We start from the raw sequence: 13,586 nt of genomic DNA on the forward strand, positions 1-13,586 counted from the left end.
CCTCAGATCAGGCGCTAGGAGGCGGAACGTAGCCTTGCACGGCATCTGCGCCGTCGCCAAAAAAGTGTTTTTCCATTTGGCGCTTGAGGTATTCGCGAGCGCGCTGGTCGGCCAAGTTGAGGCGGTTTTCATTGACCAACATGGTTTGCTGTGTCATCCACTCGGCCCACGCTTTTTTGCTGACGCTCTCCCACAATTTTTTGCCCAACTCACCGGGGTAAGGAGGGAAGTCGAGGCCTTCAGCTTCGGTGCCAAGTTTGATGCAGTGAACGGTGCGTGCCATAAGGAAAATTCTTCTGTGAGGTGAGCGTTGAAATCAGAGCGAGACTTTAGCAGGGGATCAGATCACCCTGAAGCCGTGGGTGCCATCGCGCGCGAGCTGGTCGACCAGACCAAACTCCCAGTCGAGGTAGCCCTGCATGGCTTCCACAGGGTTGTCGGTGCCCTCATACGGGCGGCGGTAGCGGTCCACCCGTTCGGCCCCGAGTTGGCGATCGCCACTTTGCAAGCTATGACCCGCAGCCGCCCAGGCCGCATTGCCGCCTGCCAGCCACACCACGTCCACGCCGGGCTTGACCAAGGCTTTCACCTCCGCCAGGGCGTAGCGTGACACATGGCCGTCTTGGCAGGTCAGCACATAGCGGTTGCCTTTGTGGGCTTTGACCAAACCATCGGCCAGCTGGCTGCGCAGCAACCACCAGGCGCCTGGCACATGGCCTTTGACAAACTGGGCGCTAGAGCTGAAGTCCAGTACCACGGTGTGACTGTTGCGGTCACCGACCCAGGTTTTGAGCTGCGCCACTTGCGCCGTGGGTACCGCGCCCAAGGGTTCGGGCAATGGCGCAGGGGGGGTGCTGGTGTCGTGCAGGTCGGCAGCGCTCAGACCGTCGAGCACAGACACCTGCCAGCCCATTTGGGCCAGCCAAGAGGCCGACATGTTGGCGCGCACGCCGTCGTTGTCGCACAGCACCAAGCGGGCTCCGCGTACCGGGGCTTGGTGGTCGGTCTCTTGCACCAGTTGGCCGCCTGGGGCACTGCGTGCGCCGGGCAGATGGCCTGCGGCATATTCTTCGGGCGTGCGCACATCCAACACATAGGTCGTGCGCGTGGCGTCGGCCAGCCATTCGCCCAACTCGGGCAGGCGCACGCGCTTGACGCCAGCGCGGTAGGCCACCGCCAGGGCCGAGGCGGCGGCTTGGCGTTGGGTGGCTTCGTCCACTTCTGGAAAACGCTGATCGGCGTCATGCGCCAGTTCTTGGCCAGCCAAGGTCCAGCCTATGGTGCCGTTGCGCAATGCGCTCACCGGGTTGGGAATGCCCGAGTTGATGAGTGACTGGGTGCCAATGATGCTGCGGGTACGCCCCGCACAGTTGACGATGATGCGGGTGGTGGCATTGGGGGCCATGGCACGGGCACGCAGCACCAGCTCGGCTCCGGGCACGCTGACACCGCTGGGAATGCTCATGGTGTGGTACTCGTCATAGCGGCGGGCGTCGAGCACCACCACATTGGCTTTGGCGTCGATCAGGGCTTTGACCTCTTGCGCCGACAGCGAGGGTGTGTGGCGCTTGGACTCCACCAATTCGCCAAACGACTTGCTGGGCACATTCACATCACGGAACAACTCGCCACCCCCGTCGTGCCAGCCTTTCAAGCCACCTGCCAGCAGGCTGACTTGGGTGTAGCCCATGCGGCGCAAGGTGCGCGCAGCGGGCAGGGCCATGCCTTCGCCGTTGTCGTACACCACCACGGTGGTGTCTAGGCGCGGAATGCGCCGCCAGGCATCGACTTCGATGCGTCCGATCGGCAGGTTGGCGGCGAACAGGGGGTGAGCTTGGGCGAATGGGTCTTCTTCGCGCACATCGACGATGGCAATTTCTTGACGCTGCAACAGCGCTTGGCGCACCTCCAAAAAGGTGGTGGTTGGAAATTCGCTGGGCACTTCCCGCAAGGCGTTGCTGTAGCCCGAGATGAATTCTTTGGCCGTGCCGTCCTCCGCGAACACGCTGCGACGGATCTTGCCAATGTTGCCGCCGTAGACGTGGATGCTGATGGAGGGCTGGTCGCCCAGCGCGTTCCACACCCGGTGCACATCGCCAATGCGCGGGGACACGGCTTCGACGTGGCCCGCTTCGATGCGTTGTTGTGCGCCGCTGGCCAGCCAGCGGCCTTGCCCGTCCTGCGCAAAAGCTTGTGTCAACTCGGCTCCGCGCAACACGCCCACCAGGCCCCACACCGTGTGGTTGTGGATCGGGGTGGATTGGCCCGGCCCCCACACAAAGCTGACCACCGAGAAGCGGTCGTTGGGATCGGCGTAGAGTAAGTATTGTTGGTAACGCTCGGCGTTGGGCTGTGCAAATTCGTCGGGCAGCCAGTCGTCTTGGGCCAGCAGTTGCGTCAGCAACACCTGACCGCGCTCCAAAATCAGGGCCTCGTTGTCGGTGCGGCGCAGCAAATCGTCCAAGTGGGTGATGAAGTGCAGCAAACGGGGCGTGTGTTCAAGCGCGGGGAGGCGGAGGGTCATGACAAATCTCTGGTCTTTACTTCTGTGCGTGCGTCATCCAATTGTTTCACAGCGACAATGAGGCATTGCTTTGGAGGAAGTGTTGTGAAGTTAGAACTTTTGGATCGAACAAGCCGCGTCTGGGGTTTGATTTGTCTGGCTTGTCTCGGCTTGTTGTCGTTCGGGTTGTACTTGCAACATGTGGTGGGCCTGGAGCCTTGCCCAATGTGCATTGTGCAGCGCTATGTGATGGTCTTGATCGCCTTGGTGGCGGGTGTGGGGGCCCGGTTGTCAGGGCGTCAAACCTGTTTGTTCGTGGGTGGTTTGCTCACGGTGTTGGGTGTGTCGGGCGCATACGTGGCAGCTCGTCAGAGCTGGTTGCAGTGGTACCCACCCGAGGTGGTGTCGTGTGGCCGCGACTTTTACGGAATGATTGAAACCTTCCCGCTCAAACGTGCCATTCCCATGATCTTCAAAGGCGGTGGCGACTGCTCGGTGGTTGACTGGACGTTTTTGGGCGGCTCCATCGCCAATTGGTCCTTCGTGTGTTTTGTGGGCATTGCGCTGTTGGCACTGGTCACCACCGTGCGCTTGTGGCGCAGCACCGACCCGTTGAAAGCGGCCAACGACGCAGCGTTTGACGCTTGAGCGCATTCACGATGCGTGCAGGGCGTGGTCTATTTTGAGTCGCAGTTCCATCAGCAGCGGCGCCATTTCAGTAGCAATCTCTGCCGCATTCCCTTCGCGTGTGACGCTCACGTTCAACACGTAAATTTGTTCCCCTACTTCGAGAGGCGTTGCCAGGGCAACGACCTCCGGCTGCCAGCTCGCCACGCAGTACCCCTGTTGGGTCACTTGCATTTGCGCATGCGAGATCTCATCTCGCAACAGCGGCCATTGCTGTGCGCGTGTTTTCTTAAAGTGCGCAAACAGTTTGTTTTTTTGTGATGGCGGGGCAATGGCCAAGTAAGCCCTTCCCAGAGAGGTCAGCTCGATCGGAACGCGCTGGCCTGACACCACCGTTCGCAATGAGGGGCGTCGGTTGTAGCGTATGGATTCCAAATAGACCATCTCATCACGGTCGGGGGCAGCCAAGCCCACGTTGATTTTGTGTTTCTCGGCCGTGCTTCGCATCAAGGGAGCCGCTATGGCGAGCACATGTGAACCCGTTCGCATGGCATGGGCCAGACTCATGACAAGCGGTGCTAGCCTGTACACGCGCGTCCCGGGTTCAATATGAAGCAAACCACAGGCAACCAAGGTTTGTGTCAAGCGACTCACGGTTGACTTGGACAGCCCGGTTCTCTCGGCGATGTCACCATTGCCCAGCAGCGCAGACCCTGGCCGGAAGGCGCGAAGGATATCGATGCCTCTCTCCAGCGACCTGTTCGAAGGGGAGACACCGGGTTTGCTGGTGATGGGGGGTGGAACCTGAAGTGAATGACGCATTCACAAACTCCTGAAAGTCATGCTTGAAATTTTAGGCGCTCAATTTCCATTCTGTGGAATTCGATGGTGATCGCAACTTGAGCATTTGATTAAGCTCTGTGCATCAAAAAAATTCGGAGACTCCTGCATGAAAAGTTTCTTTGCTTCAGGTATCAAACAGTGTTGTGTCTGGGTCGCAGCTGCCGGTCTTTGCATCTCTACCGCCTTGGCAGCCTATCCTGACAAGCCCGTCAAATTGGTGGTGCCTTTTTCTCCGGGTGGCGGGACGGACAGCATTGCCCGCGCGTTGGCGGTTGGCATGTCTCAGGCCTTGGGGCAATCGGTCATCGTTGAAAACAGGCCTGGGGCTGGGACCATCATTGGCACAGATGCAGTGGCGAAAAGTGCCCCGGATGGCTACATGCTGGTGGTGGCCACGTTTGCGCATGCCGTCAACCCCAGCCTGATGACCAAACTGCCGTTTGACACCGAGAAGTCATTTGCTCCTGTGGTGATGGTTGCACGAGGCCCCAATGTGCTGGTTGTTCGTGCGGACAGCCCTTTGAAAAGCGTGTCCGATTTGCTGGAAACAGCCAAAGCTGAACCCGCCAAACTGTCTTATGCATCCCAAGGCAATGGCACCTCTGCCCACTTGGCCGGCGAGATGTTTGAGAACATTGCGCAAGTCAAACTCACCCACATTCCTTATCGGGGCGCGGGCCCTGCGATGACAGATTTGCTGGGTGGGCAAGTGAGCATGATGTTTGCCACCGCTGCGGCTGTGTCACCGCACATCGCCAGCGGCAAGCTGCGCGCATTGGCCGTGACATCCGCAGAACGGTCTGCTGCCATGAAGTCCATTCCTGCCATTGCTGAGACGGTTCGTGGGTATGCCTTGGAGAGCTGGTACGGACTGTTTGCGCCTGCTGGTACGCCGTCGGATGTGATTGCCAAATTGAATGCTGCCGCCAAGCAAGCGGCGCAATCTTTGGAGTTTCGACAAAGGCTTGAATCGGAGGGCTTGGCGGTTTCGACCGGTACGCCGCAAGAGCTGGAGGCGTATGTCAAACGCGAAGAAGCACGCTGGCGAAAGATCGTCAAAGAAAACAACATCAAACCAGATTGAATCAAAGGAAAAAGTCGTGGATTACACCCTCATCGAACTTCAAATTGACCACGCTGTGGCAACGTTGACACTGAATCGTCCAGATAAACGCAATGCTTTCAGCGATCAGATGCGAAGCGAATTCATTGATGCATTGGAGAGCATCACGGCTGACAAAGCCATCAAGGCCCTGGTGCTGACCGGTGCAGGCAAAGGTTTTTGTGCGGGGGGCGACATCAGTGGCATGCAAAAGCGCATGAACGCGCCTGCGGGTGAAGTGGGCTTTAACGGATGGCACCGTCAGCAACGCGTGCATTACACGCAGTCGTTGTTGCACACATGTCCCAAACCCGTGATTGCCGCAGTGAATGGCGCTGCTTCAGGCTTGGGGGCTGATACCGCTTTGGCGTGTGACTTCATCATCGCCAGTGAGTGGGCGAGCTTTGTATGGTCTTACATCCATCGCGGCATCATCCCGGATGGTGGGGGCATGTATTTCTTGCCCCGTCGGGTGGGTTTGTCCAAGGCCAAGCAGCTCATCTTCAGTGGTCGAAAAGTCGATGTGGATGAGGCCTTGGCTCTGGGCATCGTCGATCGAAAAACATCGGCCGATGCATTGCTGGCCGAGGCGCAAGCCTGGGCGCTTGAGTTGAGCCAAGCTTCGTCAACAGCCTTGGCACTCACCAAAACGATTTTGAACCAGTCGTTTGAGATGAGTTCTCACGATGTGTTTGCCCAGGGCAGTCAGGCACAAGGCATTTGCTACACCAGCGCAGAGCACCGTGCGTCGGTGGAAGCGTTCTTGGCAAAAACTGCGGGCTAGGATCAAAGATGGATGCGATTTCACGACTGATCAAGCCTCGCAGTGTGGCCGTCATTGGGGCGTCGGCTGACCCCACCAAAACTGCGGGTCGGCCCGTGGCCTATTTGAAAAAACTGGGCTTTTCTGGCGATATTTTTCCGGTCAACCCAAAGGTTGAGGCGATTGACGGCCTCAAGTGCTTCCCAAGCATTGCCTCTTTGCCCACCGTGCCAGATGTCGCCATTGTGTTGTTGGGTGCCGAGCGCGCGCAGGGCGCGGTTCGAGATTTGGCCCAGCTCGGCTGTCAGGCTGCCATTGTTTTGGCGAGTGGTTACACAGAAACAGGGCCAGAGGGGGCCGTTCGCCAAAAGCAGCTGATGAATGCTGCTGGCGCGATGCGCATCTTGGGCCCCAACACCATCGGCCTCGTGAATTTGACCGACAACATCATGTTGAGTGCGACGGGTGCATTGGAGATGGACCATTTCCCCGTGGGTTCCATCGGTGTGGTGTCCCAAAGTGGCGGCATCATGGGCTCCTTGCTCTCGCGTGCATCAGCCCGCGGCATCGGCTTGTCCAAATTGATTTCAACCAGCAATGAGGTGGACCTTGAGCTGGCAGACTTCATCGACTATTTGGCTGACGACCCTGCCACCCAGGTCATTGCGCTGTACATCGAAACGGTCAGACATCCTGAGAAATTTCGCGCCGCTTGTTTGAAGGCGGCACGGCTGGGCAAGCCTGTGGTGGCCTTCAAAATTGGCCGCTCTGAAGCCGGTGCGCGGGCTGCCGTGTCGCACACGGGCGCCTTGGCCGGTGCCGACCGCATGTACGACGCGCTCTTCAAACAAGTGGGCGTGATTCGTGCACAAACCTTTGCCGATTTGTTGGACATTCCTGCGGCACTTGCAACGGGAAGAACCTTGTGCGGACAGCGCGTCGCGATCTTGACGTCCACAGGTGGGGCTGGCACCTTGGTCTCCGATGATTTGGGGCTGGCAGGTTTTGAAACGCCTGCCCCCGATGAAGCCACTGCGAGTGCGTTGCGCGCTTTGAACACGGGCACGGAGGCGGTGTTGGATCGCAACCCAATTGACGTGACCTTGGCCGGGCTGCGGCCCGATTTGTTACGTGGTGCCATCCGCACGCTGTTGGCCAGTCCAAGCTACGACGCTTTGGTGATCGTGGTCGGTTCCTCGGGCTTGGCACAGCCAGAGTTGATGGCTGGCGCCATTCAAGATTGTTTGCCAAGTTCCAACAAACCTGTGTTTGCCTATGTGAGCCCGCATGCGCCAGACGTGGGCAAATTGCTCACTGAAAGAGGTGTGCCCGCGTATGCCGCTGCGGAGAGCATCAGTTCTGCGTTTGCTGCCATGCGCCACACATCCAACTTCAAGCCCAGTGCTTCTCTTGCTGTGCTGCCGCGTGTGACCCCGTTAGAAGATTTACCCGTTGGTTCATTGAACGAAGTTCAAGCCAAACAACTGTTTGCACGGTTTGGTGTACCCAGTGTGGCGGAGCGAACAGTACATTCATTGCCGCAAGCGCAAGAGGCTGCCGTGGCCTTGGGCGACCGTGTTGTTTTGAAAATTCTTTCCTCCGAGATCATGCACAAGAGCGATGTGGGTGGCGTTGCTGTGGGTGTGACCTCACAGACCATGGGCGACAGTATGGCGGCCATGACAACGCAGGTCCATGCCAGAACAGGAAAAATCCCCGATGGATTTTTGGTTCAAGAGATGGTCGCCGGTGGCACAGAGTTGATTCTTGGCATGCACCGCGATGCGTTGGGAACAGCCATCTTGTTGGGCATGGGGGGCGTGACCGCTGAGCTGTTCAAGGACACCAGCATTCGGCTGCTTCCCGCTCAATGTGGCTTGTCGCGTGAAGACGCTTTATCGATGGCCAAAGAGCTCAAGACCTGGCCTTTGTTGGATGGCTTCCGAGGACGCCCCAAAGCTGACGTCGACGCGCTGGTCGATGCCATGGTTGCTTTCTCACAGATGGTTGCGCAATTGGGCGATCAATTGGCGGAGGCCGAGATCAATCCGGTGTTTGTGCTGCCTCAGGGGCAAGGCGTCAAAGCCGCGGATGGTGTGGTGGTGCTCAAAGCTGTTTGACCAGCACCAAGCTCTTGCGGTCCCAGTTGTATTTGCGCTTGCGGGCCTCGGGCAACCAGTCGGCGTCGACTTGCACAAAGCCGCGCTTCAAGAACCAGTGCTTGGTGCGGGTGGTCAGCACAAAAATGCTCTTCAAGCCCATGTTGCGCGCCAGTTGCTCAACGCGCTTGAGCACCTTCTCGCCATCGCCTTGGCCCTGCGATTGGGGTGACACGGTGAGGGCTGCCATCTCGGCGGTTTTGGCTTCGGGGTAGGGGTAGAGCGCGGCGCAGGCAAAGATCACGCCGTCGTGCTCGATGACTGTGTACTGGTTCACATCACGTTCAATCTCGGTGCGATCGCGCTTGACCAGGGTGCCGTCTTTCTCGAACGGTTCAATCAGTTGCAAGATGCCACCCACGTCTTCGTGCGTGGCTTCGCGCAGCTCTTCGAGTTTTTCGTCTACCACCATGGTGCCAATGCCGTCGTGCATGTACACCTCCAACAGCAACGCGCCATCCACCGCAAACGGCAAGATGTGGCTGCGCTCCACGCCCGACTTGCAAGCTTTCACACAGTGCTGCAAATAAAACGCAATGTCAGACGGGTTGGACGTGGCTGGCAGCGACGCCAACAGTTTTTCTGCGACGTCCAGCGGCAACTCGGTGTCGATGGGGTTGTCTTCGGCCTCGGGCTCGAGTGGGCGCACGCGCAGCCCTGGGGTTTCGGTCACAAACAACAGTTTGTCGGCCTGCAAGGCGGAGGCCACTGAAGTGGCCACTTCTTCCATGGTCAAGTTGAAAGCTTCGCCGGTGGGCGAAAAGCCAAACGGGGAGATCAACACCATCGAGCCCGCTGCCAGGGTCTGGGTGATGCCCGCCACATCCACCTTGCGCACCAAGCCCGAGTGCTGGAAGTCCACCCCATCCAAGATGCCCACCGGGCGCGCGGTGATGAAGTTGCCCGAAATCACGCGCACCGTGGCGCCTGCCATCGGGGTGTTGGGTAAGCCCTGGCTGAACGCTGCTTCAATTTCGTAACGCAGTTGACCGGCGGCTTCTTGCGCGCAGTCGAGCGACACCTCGTCGGTGATGCGCATGCCGTGTGAATACTGGGGCACATGGCCCTTGGCCGCCAACTGTTCGTTCACCTGCGGGCGAAAGCCGTGTACCAGCACCACGCGCACGCCCATGCTTTGAATGAGTGCCAAGTCTTGCGCCAAGTTGGGCAATTTGCCTGCGGCAATGGCTTCGCCTGCGATACCCACCACAAAGGTTTTGCCTCGGTGCATGTGGATGTAGGGCGCGACAGAGCGAAACCAGGGCACGAAGGTGAAGTTGAAGACAGCGGACATGTAATGTGGCGTGGGGCTTGGCTGGGATAATTGCGGATTGTCTATCAAGATTGCGCCTGCTTGTGTCCACGTCAGCTCCCCTCCAGATTGAATTCCCCGAATCGTTGCCTGTCTCGGCACGACGTGACGACATCATGGCGGCCATGCAGGCGCACCAAGTCATCATCGTGTGCGGTGAGACGGGCTCGGGTAAAACCACCCAGTTGCCCAAAATGGCGTTGGCCTTGGGCCGAGGTTTGGGGCTTGGGCTCAAACCCGGTCAGCGCAAACCCATCATTGGCCACACGCAGCCGCGACGCATTGCGGCCAGCTCGGTGGCCAAGCGCATTGCCGAAGAACTCAAAACTCCCTTGGGCGAGGTGGTGGGTTACAAGGTGCGCTTTCAGGACCGATTGAGCAAAGACGCCTCGGTCAAGTTGATGACCGACGGTATTTTGTTGGCCGAGACGCAAACCGACCCCTTGCTCAAGGCCTACGACACGATCATCATCGACGAAGCCCACGAGCGCAGCCTGAACATCGACTTTTTGCTGGGCTACCTGCGCGAGATCTTGCCGCGTCGGCCAGACCTCAAAATCATCGTCACCTCGGCCACCATCGACGCCGACCGCTTCGCGCAGCACTTTGCGTCGATGAGACCGGCGCAGGGCCGTCCCAAGGCGGGCTCAGCCCCCTCGGGGGGCAGCGAGCCACACGAAGTGGGGGAGCGTGGGGGCATGGTGTTATGGCCTGCACCCGTGCTGATGGTGTCGGGCCGCACCTTCCCGGTAGAAATGCGCTACCGCCCGTTTGAAGAAAAACGCGACTACGACCTCAACAACGCCATTTCCGATGCGGTGGATGAGCTTTGGAGCGGGCCGACTCGGCTGGCGCTGGGCCGCCCCAAGCCAGACGACGCCCCCACGGGGGGCAGCGACGACGCGCAGCGCGTTGCGTGGGGGCCTGATGTTCAGGGGGATATCTTGGTGTTCTTGCCTGGCGAGCGCGAAATTCGTGAAGCCGCTGATCACCTGCGCGTACACCTGAGCCACTCGCCCGTGTTGCGCAATGCCGAGGTGTTGCCGCTGTTTGCCCGTCTGTCGCAAGCCGAGCAAGACCGTGTGTTTGACAACCACAGTGGGCGGCGCATTGTGCTGGCCACCAACGTGGCCGAAACCTCGCTCACCGTGCCTGGCATCCGCTATGTGATTGACGCAGGCATGGCGCGTGTCAAGCGCTACAGCTGGCGCAGCAAGGTCGAACAGCTCATGGTCGAGCCCATCAGCCAAGCGGCGGCCAACCAGCGTGCGGGCCGCTGTGGCCGTGTGGCCAACGGCATTTGCATCCGCTTGTACGACGAGCAAGACTTCAATGGCCGCACGAAATTCACCGACCCCGAAATTTTGCGCTCCTCGCTGGCGGGCGTGATTTTGCGCATGAAGTCGCTGCACCTGGGCGATGTGGAGCAATTTCCCTTCCTCGAAGCGCCGCGTCCCAAAGCCATTGCCGACGGCTACCAGTTGCTCAACGAACTTGGCGCGGTGGACGACATGAACGAGTTGACGCCCACCGGGCGCGAGCTGGCCAAGCTGCCCCTGGACCCGCGTGTGGGGCGCATGATTTTGGAAGCCCGCGAGCGCAACGCCTTGGACGAAGTGCTCATCATTGCCTCGGCCCTGAGCGTGCAAGACGTGCGCGACCGCCCGATGGAAGCCCAAGCCGCCGCTGATCAAGCCCATGCCAAATTCGACGACGACCGCAGCGAATTCAGCGGCTACCTCAACCTGTGGAAGTGGCTCGAAAACTCACGAGGCGGCAAACCCCATGTGCCCGCCAGCGTCAAGCACGCCCTGGCAGCCAAACAAGCCCACAGCAAACCCACTGTGAGCGCGACGGGGCACGCCGAACACAAGCTGAGCAACCGCCAATACGAAGCGCTGCTGCGGCAAAACTTCATCAACGTGCGTCGCGTGCGCGAGTGGCGCGACACCCACACTCAGCTGCTGACGGTGGTGACCGAACACAAGTGGCGTTTGAACACCTTGCCCGCGAGTTACGAGCAACTGCATCTGTCGATGCTGGCGGGCTTGTTGGGCAACGTGGGCTGCAAGCTCGACGACGACGAGGCCTATCTGGGCGCCCGTGGCATTAAGTTTTACCGCCACCCTGGCGCGCACCTGCGCAAAAAGCCCGGACGCTGGCTGGTAGCGGCTGAGTTGGTGGAAACCACGCGCCTGTTTGGCCGTGGCTTGGCAGGCATCGAGCCGCAATGGTTAGAGCAAGTCGGCGGCCATGTGTTGCGAAAACAATTGCTCGATCCGCATTGGGAAAAGAAGGCTGGTGAAGTCAAAGCCCTGGAGCGCGCCACTTTGTATGGCTTGGTGGTCTACAACGGACGACGGGTGAGCTACAGCAAAGTGGACATGGCGGGTGCACGTGAAATTTTCATCCGCGAAGCGCTGGTGGAGGGCGAGCTAGACACCAAGCTGCCGTTCTTGGCCGCCAACCAAAAGCTGATTGCCCAAGTGGAAGAGCTGGAACACAAGTCGCGCCGCCAAGACGTGTTGGTGGACGATGCCTTGATCTACGCCTTCTACGACCAGCAATTGCCCGCCGAGGTGTGCGGCTTGGTCACGCTGGAACACTGGTACCGCGAAGAGGTCAAGCGCCAACCCAAACTGCTGTACCTGAGCCGCGAGGAGCTGATGCGCCACCAAGCGGCGGGCATCACCACGCAGGCGTTTCCCAAAACACTGCGCATGGGCGGTGTGGATTGCCACGCCGACTACCTGCACGAACCGGGCGACGCCAAAGACGGCTTGACCGTGACCGTGCCGCTGTTTGTGTTGAACCAAGTCAGCGATGAACGCGCCGAGTGGTTGGTGCCTGGCATGCTCAACCAAAAAGTGCATGCGCTCTTGAAAACCCTGCACCAAAAACCGCGCTCGCGCTTGGTGCCACTGCCCGACAGCGCGGCCCGTCTGACGGCGGCCTTGTGTGCGCCTGAGGTGTTTGGCGCGGGCTCGTTGACCGATGCCGTGCTCAAGCTGGTGCGGGCTGAGACCCAGTTGGATGTCAAACGGGCCGACTTCAAACTCGACATGCTGCCACCCCACCTGTTCATGAACTTTCGGGTGGTGGACGAACATGGCCGACAGTTGGGGCATGGCCGCAACCTGGGGGCTTTGAAAGCCGAACTGGGCAGCCAAGCGCGTGGCGCGTTTCAGGCCTTGGCCGCGTTGAAAGGTGTGGGGCCTTTGGGGGCTGGCTCTGGTGTTGGCGTAGCGGCCGCGTCAGCCGACGGCGAGCGCAAATTGGGATCAAATCCCGATGTCGCGCAGCGAAATTCGGGCGACGGAAATCGGGCTCTGACCCCAATTGCGCCAATTGCGTCCAAACCAAGGCAGCAACAGACGAGCCCTGCAAAAGCCGATCAACGCTACACCAGCTGGACCTTTGGCGAGTTGCCCGAGCTGATGGAAATCGCCCGAGGTCAGCAAACCCTGATTGGTTTCCCCGCCTTGGTGGACATGGGCGACGCCGTGTGCATCGAGGTCTTTGACGAGCCCGAGGTGGCCGCCACCAAGCACCGCGCAGGTTTGCGCCGTTTGTTTGGTTTGCAAATCAAAGACGCGCTCAAGTACCTGGAGAAAAACCTGCCTGACCTGCAAAAGATGTCGGTGGTTTTCATGATGGTGGGCAAGTCGCCCGATGGCTCGGGCGGGGGCACCAGCGACGAACTCAAACAACAAATTTTGGACGTGGCGCTCGACCGCGCCTTTTTGCTCGACCCGCTGCCCACGAGCGAGGCCGACTTCAAACGCCGCCTCGACGAGGGCCGTGGCCGCCTGACACTGATTGCCAACGAAGTGGCGCGCTTGGGCAACACCGTGTTGACCGAGTTTGCAGCGGCGAGCCGCAAAGTCAAAGACACCAAAATTCAACACGACGCGGTGGCCGACGCCGCGCAGCAACTGCAACGCTTGGTGGGCAAACGCTTTGTGACCGACACGCCTTACAACCAGTTGCAGCACTTTGCCCGCTATCTCAAAGCCGTGGTGCTGCGACTCGACAAACTGCGTGCCGACCCCGCGCGCGATGCTGCCAAACTGGCCGAACTCAAACCGCTGGAGCAAAAGTATTGGCGCTTGGTGGCAGAGCGCAAAGGCGTGAGCGATGCACGCATGCAAGAGTTCCGCTGGCTATTGGAAGAACTGCGCGTGAGCTTCTTCGCGCAAGAGCTGCGCACGCCACAGCCGGTGAGTGTGAAGCGGCTGGACAAGGCTTGGCAGCAGCTGAGTTATTGAAGGATGGTT

Annotated in this window: 9 protein-coding genes and 1 pseudogene; 5 read left to right on the forward strand and 5 right to left on the reverse strand. The window is 59.6% G+C overall.

The window, feature by feature from the left end:
* Positions 1 to 7 precede the first annotated feature (7 nt).
* The 3 genes and pseudogenes from B9Z41_RS02325 to B9Z41_RS17110 form a co-directional block, all read right to left on the reverse strand.
* Positions 8 to 283: an oxidative damage protection protein gene (locus tag B9Z41_RS02325; protein WP_100144572.1), complete on the reverse strand. Its 276-nt coding sequence runs from the start codon at positions 281 to 283 to the stop codon at positions 8 to 10.
* Positions 284 to 340: 57 nt separating this feature from the next.
* Positions 341 to 1,942 (reverse strand): rhodanese-like domain-containing protein, encoded by a 1,602-nt coding sequence (locus tag B9Z41_RS02330; protein ID WP_199172927.1) that lies wholly within the window; start codon positions 1,940 to 1,942, stop codon positions 341 to 343.
* A gap of 81 nt (positions 1,943 to 2,023) precedes the next feature.
* Positions 2,024 to 2,524: pseudogene (locus B9Z41_RS17110) on the reverse strand (cysteine dioxygenase); the annotation flags it as partial.
* Positions 2,525 to 2,608: 84 nt separating this feature from the next.
* Here B9Z41_RS17110 and B9Z41_RS02335 point away from each other — a divergent pair.
* The gene (locus B9Z41_RS02335; protein ID WP_233202470.1) at positions 2,609 to 3,151 is read left to right on the forward strand and encodes a disulfide bond formation protein B; all 543 of its coding nucleotides are present in this window, start codon (positions 2,609 to 2,611) and stop codon (positions 3,149 to 3,151) included.
* Between the two features lie 6 nt (positions 3,152 to 3,157).
* Here the strand turns inward: B9Z41_RS02335 and B9Z41_RS02340 are convergent, their stop codons facing one another.
* Complete coding sequence (locus B9Z41_RS02340) at positions 3,158 to 3,952, reverse strand: IclR family transcriptional regulator (RefSeq protein ID WP_100144578.1); 795 nt, start codon at positions 3,950 to 3,952, stop codon at positions 3,158 to 3,160.
* Positions 3,953 to 4,079: 127 nt separating this feature from the next.
* Here B9Z41_RS02340 and B9Z41_RS02345 point away from each other — a divergent pair, with 127 nt between their 5' ends.
* Genes B9Z41_RS02345 through B9Z41_RS02355 form a run of 3 tightly spaced genes read left to right on the forward strand, consistent with a single transcriptional unit; the run spans position 4,080 to position 7,958 of the window.
* A complete protein-coding gene (locus B9Z41_RS02345; protein WP_100144580.1) occupies positions 4,080 to 5,057 on the forward strand; it encodes a tripartite tricarboxylate transporter substrate binding protein in 978 nt (325 codons plus the stop codon).
* Positions 5,058 to 5,073: 16 nt separating this feature from the next.
* Entirely contained in the window at positions 5,074 to 5,859 is a 786-nt protein-coding gene (locus B9Z41_RS02350; protein ID WP_100144582.1) for an enoyl-CoA hydratase/isomerase family protein, read from the forward strand.
* An 8-nt stretch (positions 5,860 to 5,867) separates the two neighbouring features.
* Positions 5,868 to 7,958 carry an acetate--CoA ligase family protein gene (locus tag B9Z41_RS02355; RefSeq protein WP_100144584.1) on the forward strand — a complete coding sequence of 697 codons (2,091 nt, stop codon included), beginning with the start codon at positions 5,868 to 5,870 and terminating at the stop codon, positions 7,956 to 7,958.
* On the opposite strand, the gene argA is transcribed toward B9Z41_RS02355, so the two are convergent.
* Positions 7,945 to 9,291 carry an amino-acid N-acetyltransferase gene (gene argA, locus B9Z41_RS02360; RefSeq protein ID WP_100144586.1) on the reverse strand — a complete coding sequence of 449 codons (1,347 nt, stop codon included), beginning with the start codon at positions 9,289 to 9,291 and terminating at the stop codon, positions 7,945 to 7,947. The genes B9Z41_RS02355 and argA overlap by 14 nt on opposite strands.
* 134 nt (positions 9,292 to 9,425) lie before the next feature.
* On the opposite strand from argA, the gene hrpA reads away from it, so the two are divergent.
* Positions 9,426 to 13,577 carry an ATP-dependent RNA helicase HrpA gene (gene hrpA, locus B9Z41_RS02365; RefSeq protein ID WP_233202491.1) on the forward strand — a complete coding sequence of 1,384 codons (4,152 nt, stop codon included), beginning with the start codon at positions 9,426 to 9,428 and terminating at the stop codon, positions 13,575 to 13,577.
* Positions 13,578 to 13,586: the final 9 nt, after the last annotated feature.

It is taken from the genome of Limnohabitans sp. JirII-31 (assembly GCF_002778315.1).
GTDB lineage: Bacteria > Pseudomonadota > Gammaproteobacteria > Burkholderiales > Burkholderiaceae_C > Limnohabitans.